Consider the following 12,702-nt stretch of genomic DNA (forward strand, 5'->3'; position numbering starts at 1 on the left):
GGTCCGAAGTATTAGGGAAACAAGTATGGAAATGATTCACACCCTGATTGATTTTATTCTGCACATTGATGTTCATCTACAGGCTATGGTTGCGCAGTACGGCATCTGGATCTACGCCATTCTGTTCCTTATCCTGTTTTGTGAAACCGGCCTGGTGGTTACGCCATTCCTGCCGGGCGACTCGCTGTTGTTCGTGGCGGGCGCGCTGGCGGCAATACCTGACAGTGCGCTGAATGTGCATATGATGGCACTGCTGTTGTGCATTGCCGCCATTCTGGGAGACGCGGTGAACTACACCATCGGGCGTTTATTTGGCGACAGGCTGTTCAGTAACCCTTCGTCGAAAATCTTCCGTCGCAGCTATCTGGATAAAACGCATCAGTTTTACGAGCGCCACGGCGGGAAAACGATTATTCTTGCGCGCTTTGTTCCAATTGTTCGTACTTTTGCCCCCTTTGTGGCCGGCATGGGTAAAATGTCCTACCGCCACTTCGCGCTGTTTAATGTGACGGGCGGACTGCTTTGGGTGCTGCTGTTTTCCTATGCGGGCTACTTCTTTGGTAACCTGCCAGCGGTGCAGAAGAATATTCATTATCTGATTGTGGCGATAATCCTGGTCTCTATTCTGCCAGGCGTCATCGAGGTTCTGCGTCACCGGCGTGCAGCAAAGCCGCCTAAATCGCAGTCGTAACGGATTAAACTCGCGCCCGACGGCCAGATTTTTATCCACAGCGTCGGGCGGTTATGGTTTAATGAGCGACATTTACGGTCTGCGCTGCCGCGGCGGCGTGGAAAAAGAAAACTGGTTTAGCCAGGTTCAAACAGAAAGGTCATCAATGAGCTGGATTGAACGAATTCTCAATAAGAGCACAATCTCCCCAACGCGCAAATCCAGTATTCCGGAAGGTGTCTGGACCAAGTGTGACAGCTGCGGCCAGGTTCTCTACCGCGCCGAGCTGGAACGTAATCTTGAAGTTTGCCCGAAATGCGATCACCACATGCGTATGCATGGTCGCGATCGTCTGCACAGCGTGTTGGATGAAGGCTCGATGGTTGAGCTGGGCAGCGAGCTGGAGCCGAAAGATTTGCTCAAGTTCAGGGATTCTAAAAAGTACAAAGATCGTCTTTCAGCGGCTCAGAAAGATACCGGTGAAAAAGATGCTCTGATCGTCATGAAAGGCACGCTGTACGATATGCCGGTGGTCGCTGCTGCCTTTGAGTTCTCCTTTATGGGGGGATCGATGGGCTCGGTGGTCGGCGCGCGTTTCGTACGTGCGGTTGAGCAGGCGTTGGAAGACAACTGCCCGATGATCTGCTTTTCCGCATCAGGCGGTGCCCGTATGCAGGAAGCGCTGATGTCGCTGATGCAAATGGCGAAAACCAGCGCCGCGCTGGCAAAAATGCAGGCGCGCGGGCTTCCTTATATCTCCGTGCTGACCGACCCGACCATGGGTGGCGTCTCTGCCAGTTTCGCCATGCTGGGCGATCTGAATATTGCTGAACCAAAAGCGCTGATCGGTTTTGCCGGCCCGCGCGTTATTGAACAAACCGTTCGCGAGAAGCTGCCGCCTGGCTTCCAGCGCAGCGAGTTCTTAATCGAAAAAGGCGCGATTGATATGATCGTGCGCCGCCCGGTGATGCGCTTTAAGCTGGCGACGATTCTGGCCAAGATGATGAATCTGCCAGAGCCGCATGAAGATGCTCCGCAAGAGGTGGTAGAAGATGCACCTCAGAGCCACGAGGCCTGATTGATTTCCGAAAGGGCGCAAGCCCTTTCCCTAATGCACCGTAACGTTGTGAACGGGACACATGGATAATCTTCCTCAAGCCACGTCGCCCCTGGCCACGTGGCTTCATTATCTTGAGAATTTACATTCTCAGGCTATCGAACTCGGGCTGGCACGCGTTCAGCGCGTGGCTACCTCGCTCGACCTGCTTACCCCCGCCCCCTTTGTTTTCACCGTCGCGGGAACCAATGGCAAAGGCACAACCTGCCGTATGCTGGAAACGCTGCTGATAGCAGCCGGCTATCGCGTCGGCGTCTTCAGTTCGCCCCATCTGGTCCGCTATACCGAGCGCGTACGCATTCAGGGCGAAGAGCTGGGCGAATCTGAGCACATTGCATCCTTTGTCGATATCGAGGCAGGGCGCGGTGAAACCTCGCTGACCTGGTTTGAGTACGGCACGCTTTCCGCCCTGTGGCTGTTTAAACGTGCGGCACTTGACGTGGTGATCCTTGAGGTCGGGCTGGGTGGCCGTCTTGATGCGACCAATATTGTCGATTCGGATGTGGCCGTGATCACCAGCATCGCGCTCGACCATACCGACTGGCTTGGGCCGGATCGGGAAAGTATTGGTCGTGAAAAGGCGGGCGTGTTCCGTGCCGGCAAACCCGCCATCGTGGGCGAGCCCGATATGCCGGACACTATCGCAGAAGTGGCTGATTCACTGGGGGCGCATTTATTCCGGCGGGGTCATGACTGGTCATATACCGCCCAGGCCCACTGCTGGTCGTTCAGCGATGCACAGGGAACGCTGAGCGGGCTGCCGCTGCCGCAGGTGCCTTTACCCAATGCGGCGACGGCGCTGGCTGCGCTGCGTGCATCGCCGCTGAAAGTGGATGAGGCTACCCTGCGCGAATGGGTGGCTAAGGCCGTGTTGCCGGGGCGCTTTCAGACCGTCGCGCAGGGGCCACGGGTGATCCTTGACGTAGCGCATAATCCTCATGCGGCGGCTTATCTCGCCGAACGGTTAGGTGAGCTGCCTGACGTTGGCAGGATCCACGCAGTGGTCGGTATGCTGCACGACAAAGACATTGCCGGTACGCTGGCCTGCCTCAGCCCGGTGATTGATAACTGGTACTGCGCGCCTCTTGATGGGCCGCGTGGTGCCACGGCTGAACAGCTGATGGCATATCTGCCAGGAGCGCAGGCGTTTTTCAGCGTGGCTGACGCTTATCGCCAGGCACTGAAGCAGGCAGCGAAGCAGGATATTGTACTGGTATGTGGCTCATTCCATACCGTTGCGCAGGTAATGGAAACGATAGAAGCGGAGAACGGCAGTGGCAAGTAAGTTTCAGAACCGTTTAGTCGGAACCATCATCATTGTGGCGCTGGGGGTGATCGTGCTGCCAGGGCTGCTGGACGGTAAAAAGAAGCACTATAAAGAAGAGTTTGCGGCTATCCCGCTGGTGCCAAAACCGGGCGATCAGCAGGAAACCGATATGGTTCCGTCGGTGACGCAGCCGCTGCCTGCCCAGCCGCCAGAAGGTGCCGCGACCATGGGCAGCACCAGTGAGAACAGCTCACAGGCTGAGAGCGGTTCAACGGCGCCGCAGTCGGTAAATGAGCCGGATGTGGTCGCGCCGCCTTCGGTCCAGCCATCTGAACCTGCAGCGCAGCCAAAACCGGTGGAAAAGCCGAAGCCTGTCGAAAAAACCAAACCGGTGGAAAAACCGAAACCGGCTGAAAAGCCCGCACCTAAGCCGATTGAAAAGCCGCGGCCCGCCGCAGAGGATGAATCCACCAGGGTAGCGGAGTCGCGCCAGAAAGCGCAGCCGGAAGCCGCGCCGTCGGGCCAGGCCTGGGTGGTACAGCTGGGCGCCCTGAAAAATGCGGCTAAGGTGAATGAGATCGTTGCGAAACTGCGTCTGTCCGGCTATCGGGCCTTTACTCAGCCGTCAACGCCGGTCCAGGGGCAAATCACCCGCCTTTATGTCGGCCCCGACGCCTCCAAAGCGAAAATGCAGGCCGCCGTGGGTGAGCTACAGGGAATTTCGGGTCTGGGCGGCGTCGTTAAGCCGTACAGCGCGCACTGATAACCCGCCTCGCAGACCTCCGGATCAGGGATAATCCCGGGGGCTGCGGGTCAGCTTAAATGCTCGTGGTATGAAGGAATAGCTTAAGCGCGTTGGTATTCGCGATGAAAGAACAGTGTTAGCAACGTGGGTATTAGGGTACAGGAAACATTGAGGGCTCCTGTGAATTGCGCAGGGTTGTTCAGCGCCGCGGACTGTTAGTCTGTACCTGTTAATATAAAAGCCTCAGCCTTACAAAGCAGTTAATCGCGCGCCTGAGTCCCTTACATTATCACTTCCAGTTGCCCCATTATTTATTATGAATCAAATGATTACTTCAACAGAGTGCAGCATCCTCATGAGCGGATGAGAGACGACATAAGTGCGTATTATTTTTACGCAACATTTTAATTAAACTGGCAAAGGAAAACCGTACGCAAACGTTTTCTTTTTCTGTTAGAATTCGCCCCGAACTCCGGTTACGTCCTCTTTTTCTGCATAGTGAAGCACGTTTCTCACAGGCAACAAGAGGCGGGATCTGAGGCAGGGGCACAGTCGCTGGAAGAGTTCATGGTCTGGATAGATTACGTCATTATTGCGGTTGTCGGTTTTTCGGCACTGGTCAGCCTGATCCGCGGGTTCGTTCGGGAAGCTTTATCCCTCGTCACCTGGGGATGCGCATTTTTTGTCGCCAGTCATTATTACGCCTTCCTGGCCGTCTGGCTCACTGGATTCAACGATGAACTGGTCAGAAATGGGATCGCTATTGCGGTGTTGTTCGTTGCCACGCTGTTAGTCGGGGCCATCGTCAACTACGTTATTGGTTCACTGGTTGAAAAAACCGGGCTGTCGGGTACTGACCGGGTACTCGGCGTCTGTTTCGGGGCGTTGCGCGGCGTGCTGATCGTATCGGCAATGCTGTTCTTCCTTGATACATTCACCGGCTTTTCTAAAAGCCCGGACTGGCAACAGTCCCAGCTGGTCCCCCAGTTCAGCTACATCATCAGGTGGTTTTTTGACTATCTGAAAAGCACGTCGAGTTTTTTGCCCCGGTAATTGAGCCGGGGTTGCGGCTTATGAGGAAATGACCCTATGTGCGGTATTGTCGGAATCGCCGGTTTTATGCCGGTCAACCAGTCGATTTATGACGCGTTAACGGTGCTACAGCACCGTGGGCAGGATGCCGCTGGTATTGTCACCATCGATGCACTCAATTGCTTCCGCCTGCGTAAAGCAAATGGCCTGGTTAGCGATGTATTTGAAGCCCGCCATATGCAGCGTTTGCAGGGGAATATGGGGATTGGCCACGTACGCTATCCCACTGCCGGAAGCTCAAGTGCTTCTGAAGCGCAGCCCTTCTACGTCAACTCGCCTTTCGGCATCACACTTGCGCATAATGGTAACCTGACCAATGCCCACGAACTGCGCCGCGCGCTGTTTGAAAGTGGTCGTCGTCATGTGAATACCACCTCCGATTCTGAAATCCTGCTGAATATCTTTGCGCAGGAGCTGGATCGTTTTCAGCACTATCCGCTGGAAGCAGAGAATATATTTTCGGCGGTTGCGGCCGTGCATCAGCACGTTCGCGGCGCTTATGCCTGCGTGGCAATGATTATTGGCCATGGCCTGGTCGCTTTCCGCGATCCTAACGGCATTCGCCCGCTGGTTATCGGCAAGCGCGGCATGCAGGACGGTCGCTGTGAATATATGGTGGCCTCTGAAAGCGTGGCGCTGGATACTCTGGGCTTTGAATTCCTGCGCGATGTTGCGCCGGGCGAAGCGGTCTATGTGACCGAGAAGGGGCAGCTTTTCACGCGCCAGTGCGCGGAAAACCCGAAATTCAATCCCTGCCTGTTTGAGTACGTCTATTTTGCCCGCCCGGACTCGTTCCTGGATAAAATTTCCGTCTACAGTGCGCGGGTGCGTATGGGCACCAAACTGGGCGCGAAAATTGCCCGTGAGTGGGAAGATCTGGATATTGATGTGGTGATCCCCATTCCGGAAACCTCCTGCGATATCGCGCTGGAGATCGCCCGTATCCTCGACAAGCCGTATCGTCAGGGGTTTGTTAAAAATCGCTATGTTGGCCGCACCTTTATCATGCCGGGCCAGCACCAGCGCCGCAGCGCCGTGCGCCGTAAGCTGAACGCTAACCGCGCGGAGTTTCGCGGCAAGAACGTCCTGCTGGTTGATGACTCCATCGTACGTGGAACCACTTCTGAGCAGATTATCGAGATGGCCCGTGAGGCAGGCGCGAAAAAAGTCTACCTTGCCTCAGCGGCTCCGGAAGTGCGTTTCCCTAACGTCTATGGCATTGATATGCCCAGCGCGACGGAACTGATTGCGCACGGACGTGAAGTGGAAGAGATCCGCCAGCTGATTGGTGCGGATGCGCTGGTGTTCCAGGATCTGGATGACCTGATTGAAGCCGTGCGCGAAGAAAACCCGGATATCGTTCAGTTTGAGTGCTCGGTCTTTAACGGTATCTACGTGACCAAAGATGTCGATCAGCGTTATCTTGAGTATCTCCAGTCGTTACGCAATGACGATGCCAAAGCGATGGCGCGTCAGAATGAAGTAGAAAACCTGGAAATGCACAACGAAGGCTAATACCCTTAGCGACAGTGCAACAGAGTTGATGGGCTGGAAGCGATTCCAGCCCATTTGTTTTTTTGGCGGGCGTAAGCTGGCCTTTCAATCAATAAAGCAGGTTAACCATGAAACGACTCATTATTGGCATTTCAGGCGCCAGCGGCGTGATTTATGGCGTTCGCACGCTGCAAATATTGCAGCAGGTCAGCGGGGTGGAAACGCACCTGGTAATGAGTCAGGCGGCGCGACAAACCCTGGCGCTGGAGAGCGATTATTCGCTGCGCGAGGTTCAGGCGATGGCCGATGTGGTTCACGATGCGCGCGATATTGCTGCCAGCATCTCCTCCGGTTCGTTCAAGACCGAAGGGATGGCTATCCTGCCGTGCTCAATGAAAACCCTTTCGGGTATCGTTCACAGCTATACCGACGGGCTGCTGACCCGCGCGGCAGATGTGGTGCTGAAGGAGCGTCGTCGGCTGGTACTTTGCGTACGGGAAACGCCGCTGCACCTTGGGCACCTGCGTATGATGACCAGCGCAGCCGAGTTAGGCGCAATCATCATGCCCCCCGTTCCTGCCTTCTATCACCGCCCACAGCAGATTATGGATATTGTCGATCAGACGGTAAACCGGGTAATCGATCAGTTTGATATCGAACTTGATAAGGATCTGTTCACGCGCTGGCAGGGTGCATAACTTCCGCGTCGCTGCCCGATAGTGGTGCAATAGCGGGCGCTGAATCGCATTTCGTGCATCTGATGCACCAAAATGCAACATTGTCGCCGCTCCGTCTCAACAAATCTGCTATATATTTCCTCAGAATCCGGGCGCTTACGCTGCTACAGGGCGTTGCGACCGGGTTGCGCATCCATGGGGCACACCCATGTAAAAGTGGCATGAAACCTGCAAATAAAATTGGCCATAACGGCGCGTACAGATCGTAACGCCATAATAAAAGTTCATCCTGAGGGTAATCTATGAAAAAGCAGGTCCTGGCTCTTTCTCTGCTGCTGGCTCTCTCTTCCACAGGTAGCGCATTGGCTGCCGCACCGAAGACGCTGCGGATTGGTACCGATCCTACCTATGCCCCTTTTGAATCAAAGAATGCCCAGGGGCAGCTGGTCGGTTTTGATATCGATCTCGCTAACGAGATCTGCAAACGTATGGAGACCAAATGTACGTATGTAGAGAGCGATTTTGACGCGCTGATCCCCTCGCTTAAGGCGAAGAAGATTGATGCCATTATCTCTTCACTCTCGATTACCGAAAAACGTCAGCAGGAGATCGCCTTCTCTGAAAAATTGTTTGCGGCCAATGCCCGTCTGATTGCGCCAAAAGGCTCCAGACTGTTGCCAACCGTGGACTCGCTGAAGGGCAAAACCATCGGATTGCTTCAGGGGACCACCCAGGAAACCTATGCAAACCAGGAGTGGCGTCCAAAAGGGGTAACCATCACGCCTTATGCTAACCAGGACCAGGTGTATCAGGATCTGACGGCGGGTCGAATTGATGCGGCTTTCCAGGATGAGGTTGCCGCCAGCGAAGGGTTCCTGAAACAGCCTGCGGGTAAAAACTTTGCTTTTGCCGGTCCGGCGGTGAAGGATGAGAAGATCTTTGGCGTGGGGACCGGTATCGGCATGCGCAAAGATGAAACCGATCTGAAAGCGGCCATCGACAAAGCTTTTGAATCGATGCGCAAAGATGGCACCTACGACAAGCTGGCTAAAAAATATTTCGACTTTGACGTGTACGGCGGTTAAGAAAACCTGTCAGGGGGGCTTGCCGAAAATGGCGGCCCCTGTTTTACCGGCCTGCTGTCGGTAAAACGCGTAGTGAATTTTAAGACAGGACATGCTTATGCTGTATGGATATTCTGATGTCATTTTCAGGGGCGCGCTGGTTACGCTTGAGCTGGCTCTCAGCTCGGTGCTGCTTTCAGTCATCCTCGGTTTGGTTGGCGCGGGTGCCAAACTCTCCTCTAATCGTCCACTGCGGATAATCTTTGAAGGCTACACCACTCTCATTCGCGGTGTGCCCGATCTGGTTCTGATGCTGCTGATTTTTTACGGCCTGCAAATTGCCCTTAACCAGCTTACCGACCTGCTGGGGCTTAGCCAGTTTGATATCGACCCGATGGTGGCCGGTATTATCACGCTCGGTTTCATTTATGGCGCTTACTTTACCGAGACCTTTCGCGGGGCCTGGATGGCGGTGCCAAAAGGGCAGGTGGAAGCAGCGACGGCGTTCGGCTTCTCCTCTTCACAAACTTTCCGCCGCATTTTGTTTCCGGCGATGATGCGTTATGCGCTGCCCGGTATCGGTAATAACTGGCAGGTAATCCTGAAAGCAACGGCACTGGTTTCATTACTGGGGCTGGAAGATGTGGTTAAGGCAACGCAGCTGGCGGGAAAAAGCACCTGGCAGCCGTTTTGGTTTGCCATCGTCGCCGGCATTATCTATCTGATATTTACCACGCTCTCTAACGGTGTGTTGTGGTGGCTGGAACGCCGGTATTCGGTGGGTGTAAAAAGGGCTGACTTATGATCGATATTATTCAGGAATACTGGAAAGCCCTGTTGTGGACGGACGGTTATCGCTTTTCCGGCGTGGCGATCACGCTGTGGCTGCTGATTATTTCCGTTGTGCTGGGCGGATGCCTGGCCGTACTGCTGGCCATTGCCCGTGTTTCCCCCATCAGGGCGGTGCGTTTTCCGGTCTGGTTGTTTACCTATATTTTTCGTGGCACGCCGCTCTATGTTCAACTGCTGATCTTCTATTCCGGTATGTACACGCTGGAAGTGGTGAAGGGCAACGAATTGCTTAACGCGTTCTTCCGCAGCGGGCTGAACTGTACGCTGCTGGCACTCACCCTGAACACCTGTGCCTATACCACCGAGATTTTCGCCGGTGCGATCCGTGCTGTCCCTTATGGTGAAATTGAAGCGGCCCGCGCTTACGGTTTTTCTCCTTTTAAACTTTATCGCTGCATTATTCTGCCCTCCGCACTGCGCACCGCGCTGCCGGCCTACAGTAATGAAGTGATCCTGATGCTCCACTCCACGGCGCTGGCTTTTACCGCTACCGTACCGGACCTGCTGAAGGTGGCGCGGGATATTAACTCAGCGACCTATCAGCCGTTCGTGGCGTTTGGCATTGCCGCCATCCTCTACCTGATTATCTCGTATGTGTTGATTAGTCTGTTCCGCATGGCGGAGAAACGCTGGCTGGCGCACGTTAAACCCTCATCGACTCATTGAGCAAAATTATGGCTGAAAATAAATTAAACGTAACTGAACTGCATAAGCGCTACGGTGAGCATGAGGTGCTGAAGGGCGTATCACTGCGGGCTGACGCCGGTGATGTGATCAGTATTATCGGTTCATCGGGGTCGGGAAAAAGTACCTTCCTGCGCTGTATTAATTTTCTGGAGAAACCCAGCGAAGGGACGCTTTCTGTTAATAACCAGACCATTAACCTGGTGCGCGATACCGACGGTCAGCTTAAAGTGTCCAATAAGGAGCAGCTGCGGGCGCTGCGCACTAGTCTGACCATGGTGTTTCAGCACTTTAACCTGTGGAGTCACATGACGGTGCTGCAAAACGTGATGGAAGCGCCGATGCAGGTTCTCGGGCTGAGCAAAGCCGACGCGCACGATCGCGCCATCCGTTATCTGGAGAAGGTGGGGATTGACGAGCGCGCCCGGGCAAAATATCCGGTCCACCTGTCGGGCGGTCAGCAGCAGCGCGTGTCCATTGCGCGTGCGCTGGCGATGGAGCCAGAGGTGCTACTGTTCGATGAGCCGACTTCGGCGCTCGACCCGGAGCTGGTGGGCGAGGTGCTGCGGATTATGCAGAAGCTGGCGGAGGAGGGCAAAACCATGGTGGTTGTCACCCACGAAATGGAGTTCGCCCGTCACGTCTCAAGCCATGTGATTTTTCTGCATCAGGGAAAAATAGAGGAGGAGGGGCCACCGGACGAGCTGTTCAATAATCCCAAAAGCCCGCGCCTGCAGCAGTTTCTCTCCGGGGTGCTGAAGTAGACGGGTTTGGCTCTGAGGTAAGGGTTTTAGCTGAAAGTTAACAGGATCCTCCGCGCCGCGCTCCGGGATGATACGGAATGCGGCGCAGTTATCGCATAGCGACGAAAACAGGCATCCTGACGCCTGGGGCCAGTATGTGTGCGTATGTCGGCTGATACGGTGTTACCGTTCAGGTCGTGGTCCCTGTGGTTCAGACCACATTCTTAAGTGCCTCATCCAGCTGATACCAGCGGAAATCAAATCCCGACTCCTCCAGCCGCTTCGGTAGCACGTGCTGACCACCGAGTACCAATACCGATGACTCCCCCATCATCAGCTTTATCGCGCTGGCCGGGGTACGCATAAAGGCCGGGCGGTGCATTGCTTCTCCCAGGGTAGCGGCAAACTGTTCGTTGCGTACCGCGTAGGGCGCAACCATATTGAACGGGCCGCGCAGGCTGCTGCTATCCAGCAGCCAGAGAATAGCGCTTAGCATATCCTCAAGGTGGATCCACGGCATATACTGCTTACCGGTGCCGATCGGCCCGCCAATACCCAGCTTAAAGGGCAGCTTCATTTTGCTCAGGGCGCCGCCCTCTTTCGCCAGTACCACGCCGGTACGTAGCAGGCAGACGCGCGTCTGGTCACTCTCTGCCGCCAGCGCCAGCGACTCCCAGCGCGAGCAGAGCTGATGTGTAAATTCGTCGTGGCCGGGATCATCTTCGGTCAGTACCACATCGCCAGCATCACCGTAGTAGCCGGTGGCGGAACCGGAGATAAATACCGAGGGAGGTGTACTGCTGGCATGTATCAGGGCGGTAAGGCGCTCGGTTATCTGCCAGCGGCTTTCACACAGCCGCTGCTTCTGCGTGTCGCTCCAGCGCTTATCGGCGATGGGTTCGCCCGCCAGATTGATAACGGCGTCAACGGCGTTAAGATCGCGCTGCTGCTCCAGCCCTGACCACAGGTTTACCCGCCCGTCCAGCTTGCTGCGTGCACTGGCCACATCACGGGTGACCACGCTGACGCTGTCGCCGCGCTGTAACAGGCGGGGGATAAGATGGCTGCCAATCAGGCCGGTACCGCCCGTCAGTAAAATGTGCATGCTGAGTGTCCTTTTAGAGTGGTGTTAATCATCTAACAGCCTGCTATTAGCTTAGGTGAATCTGACACAGGGTGCAGTAAAGCACATCCTTTTTGAGCAGAGAGCGTCACAGGTTTGAATTTCTCTTTTTTTCTGCGTGGTATTCCCACCGATCACGATTGCCTTCCAGTAAAAAAATGGGTAAACAGAATGCACACGCGATCTTTTCCGGAGCCGGGAATGAATTACCCTAACGTAACGTTAATGTCGGCCAACAGGCTTTTTTCAGGCGTCGGACGTTTACTGGTAGCAGGTCAGCAGAATCTGTTTGGGGAATGGTCAATTGTGGATACGGATGTGGCTGTGATGATTAATCGTCTGGCGCTTCACGGTGATCTGGCTGTCACAATCATTAAAAAACGCCGGTTAAGGACATCGAAGGATTATTAATTTTTGGTCGCTCGTGGCAAACTGCGCGGGCACGAATCAACGAGCGCAAAGCGCCAGAACGAATAAGGGTTACGGATGGTCGAGCAAGATCGCGGCACGGAATGGGTAGATATCGTTAACGAAGATAACGAGGTTATTGCACAGTCCAGCCGTGCGCAGATGCGGGCACAGTGTTTGCGCCATCGCGCAACCTATATTGTGGTACACGATGGGATGGGAAAAATTCTGGTGCAGCGTCGTACCGAGAGCAAAGATTTTATGCCGGGTATGCTTGATGCAACTGCCGGTGGGGTGGTGCAGAGCGGGGAGGAGATGCTTGAGTCGGCCAGACGCGAAGCCGAAGAGGAGCTGGGTATTGCCGCTGTTCCTTTCGCCGAGCATGGTCTGTTTTACTTTGAGGATCAGCACTGCCGGGTTTGGGGAGGACTGTTCAGCTGCGTATCGCATGGGCCTTTTGCGATGCAGGAAGAGGAAGTCGATGAAGTTTTCTGGATGACGCCGGAAGAGATAACCGCCCGCTGCGACGAGTTTACTGATGATTCTTTAAAAGCTTTGTCACTTTGGTTGAGCCGTAATAACGAGCAGGGACGTACCCTGTCGCAGGCACAGGCATAGCGGTAGACGCTGTGTCGGTGGACAATCCCGGCGTTGACCGGGCTTAACTCCTGGACGCGCAAGTTGCATACCCGCTGTTTCGGCGGGCAATCCCAGCGTTTGCCGGTTAGTTGTTTGGGCTGCAATACCTGCGAAGCCGGTGGACAAT

The 12,702-nt window shown here is 54.9% G+C and carries 13 protein-coding genes and 1 pseudogene; 13 read left to right on the forward strand and 1 reads right to left on the reverse strand.

The features are described from left to right. The first annotated feature begins 25 nt into the window (after nucleotides 1-25). The 11 genes from ACLRGG_RS08035 (at nucleotide 26) to hisP (ending at nucleotide 10,426) form a co-directional block, all read left to right on the forward strand. The gene (locus tag ACLRGG_RS08035; protein ID WP_067705747.1) at nucleotides 26-691 is read left to right on the forward strand and encodes a DedA family protein; all 666 of its coding nucleotides are present in this window, start codon (nucleotides 26-28) and stop codon (nucleotides 689-691) included. A 145-nt stretch (nucleotides 692-836) separates the two neighbouring features. Next, nucleotides 837-1,748: an acetyl-CoA carboxylase, carboxyltransferase subunit beta gene (gene accD, locus ACLRGG_RS08040; protein ID WP_067705746.1), complete on the forward strand. Its 912-nt coding sequence runs from the start codon at nucleotides 837-839 to the stop codon at nucleotides 1,746-1,748. A gap of 61 nt (nucleotides 1,749-1,809) precedes the next feature. Next, nucleotides 1,810-3,072 (forward strand): bifunctional tetrahydrofolate synthase/dihydrofolate synthase, encoded by a 1,263-nt coding sequence (gene folC / locus ACLRGG_RS08045; RefSeq protein ID WP_416249234.1) that lies wholly within the window; start codon nucleotides 1,810-1,812, stop codon nucleotides 3,070-3,072. Beyond that, nucleotides 3,062-3,817 carry a cell division protein DedD gene (gene dedD / locus ACLRGG_RS08050; RefSeq protein WP_416249235.1) on the forward strand — a complete coding sequence of 252 codons (756 nt, stop codon included), beginning with the start codon at nucleotides 3,062-3,064 and terminating at the stop codon, nucleotides 3,815-3,817. Before folC ends, dedD begins: the two co-directional genes overlap by 11 nt. Nucleotides 3,818-4,366: 549 nt before the next feature. Next, nucleotides 4,367-4,852 (forward strand): colicin V production protein, encoded by a 486-nt coding sequence (cvpA, locus tag ACLRGG_RS08055; protein ID WP_067705742.1) that lies wholly within the window; start codon nucleotides 4,367-4,369, stop codon nucleotides 4,850-4,852. Between the two features lie 36 nt (nucleotides 4,853-4,888). Next, entirely contained in the window at nucleotides 4,889-6,406 is a 1,518-nt protein-coding gene (gene purF, locus ACLRGG_RS08060; RefSeq protein ID WP_067705740.1) for an amidophosphoribosyltransferase, read from the forward strand. A gap of 107 nt (nucleotides 6,407-6,513) precedes the next feature. Further along, a complete protein-coding gene (locus tag ACLRGG_RS08065) occupies nucleotides 6,514-7,083 on the forward strand; it encodes a UbiX family flavin prenyltransferase (protein WP_067705739.1) in 570 nt (189 codons plus the stop codon). A 281-nt stretch (nucleotides 7,084-7,364) separates the two neighbouring features. After that, complete coding sequence (argT, locus tag ACLRGG_RS08070; protein ID WP_416249236.1) at nucleotides 7,365-8,147, forward strand: lysine/arginine/ornithine ABC transporter substrate-binding protein ArgT; 783 nt, start codon at nucleotides 7,365-7,367, stop codon at nucleotides 8,145-8,147. 97 nt (nucleotides 8,148-8,244) lie between these two features. Beyond that, on the forward strand, nucleotides 8,245-8,931 hold the full coding sequence (locus ACLRGG_RS08075) for a histidine ABC transporter permease HisQ (protein ID WP_067705736.1): 687 nt from the start codon (nucleotides 8,245-8,247) through the stop codon (nucleotides 8,929-8,931). After that, entirely contained in the window at nucleotides 8,928-9,644 is a 717-nt protein-coding gene (locus ACLRGG_RS08080; RefSeq protein WP_067705735.1) for an ABC transporter permease, read from the forward strand. The genes ACLRGG_RS08075 and ACLRGG_RS08080 overlap by 4 nt, the downstream gene beginning before the upstream one ends. A gap of 8 nt (nucleotides 9,645-9,652) precedes the next feature. Next, nucleotides 9,653-10,426 carry a histidine ABC transporter ATP-binding protein HisP gene (hisP, locus tag ACLRGG_RS08085; RefSeq protein WP_067705734.1) on the forward strand — a complete coding sequence of 258 codons (774 nt, stop codon included), beginning with the start codon at nucleotides 9,653-9,655 and terminating at the stop codon, nucleotides 10,424-10,426. A 190-nt stretch (nucleotides 10,427-10,616) separates the two neighbouring features. Here the strand turns inward: hisP and ACLRGG_RS08090 are convergent, their stop codons facing one another. After that, nucleotides 10,617-11,510 carry a TIGR01777 family oxidoreductase gene (locus ACLRGG_RS08090; RefSeq protein ID WP_416249237.1) on the reverse strand — a complete coding sequence of 298 codons (894 nt, stop codon included), beginning with the start codon at nucleotides 11,508-11,510 and terminating at the stop codon, nucleotides 10,617-10,619. Between the two features lie 255 nt (nucleotides 11,511-11,765). Here ACLRGG_RS08090 and ACLRGG_RS08095 point away from each other — a divergent pair. After that, nucleotides 11,766-11,885 (forward strand): annotated as a pseudogene (locus ACLRGG_RS08095) (glutathione transferase); the annotation flags it as partial. Nucleotides 11,886-12,014: 129 nt separating this feature from the next. Then, nucleotides 12,015-12,554, forward strand: coding sequence for an NUDIX hydrolase YfcD (gene yfcD / locus ACLRGG_RS08100; RefSeq protein WP_067705729.1), 540 nt, complete (start codon nucleotides 12,015-12,017; stop codon nucleotides 12,552-12,554). The last annotated feature ends 148 nt before the right edge of the window (nucleotides 12,555-12,702 follow it).

Origin of the sequence: Erwinia sp. PPS120 (assembly GCF_047918655.1) — a bacterium.
GTDB lineage: Bacteria > Pseudomonadota > Gammaproteobacteria > Enterobacterales > Enterobacteriaceae > Erwinia > Erwinia tasmaniensis_A.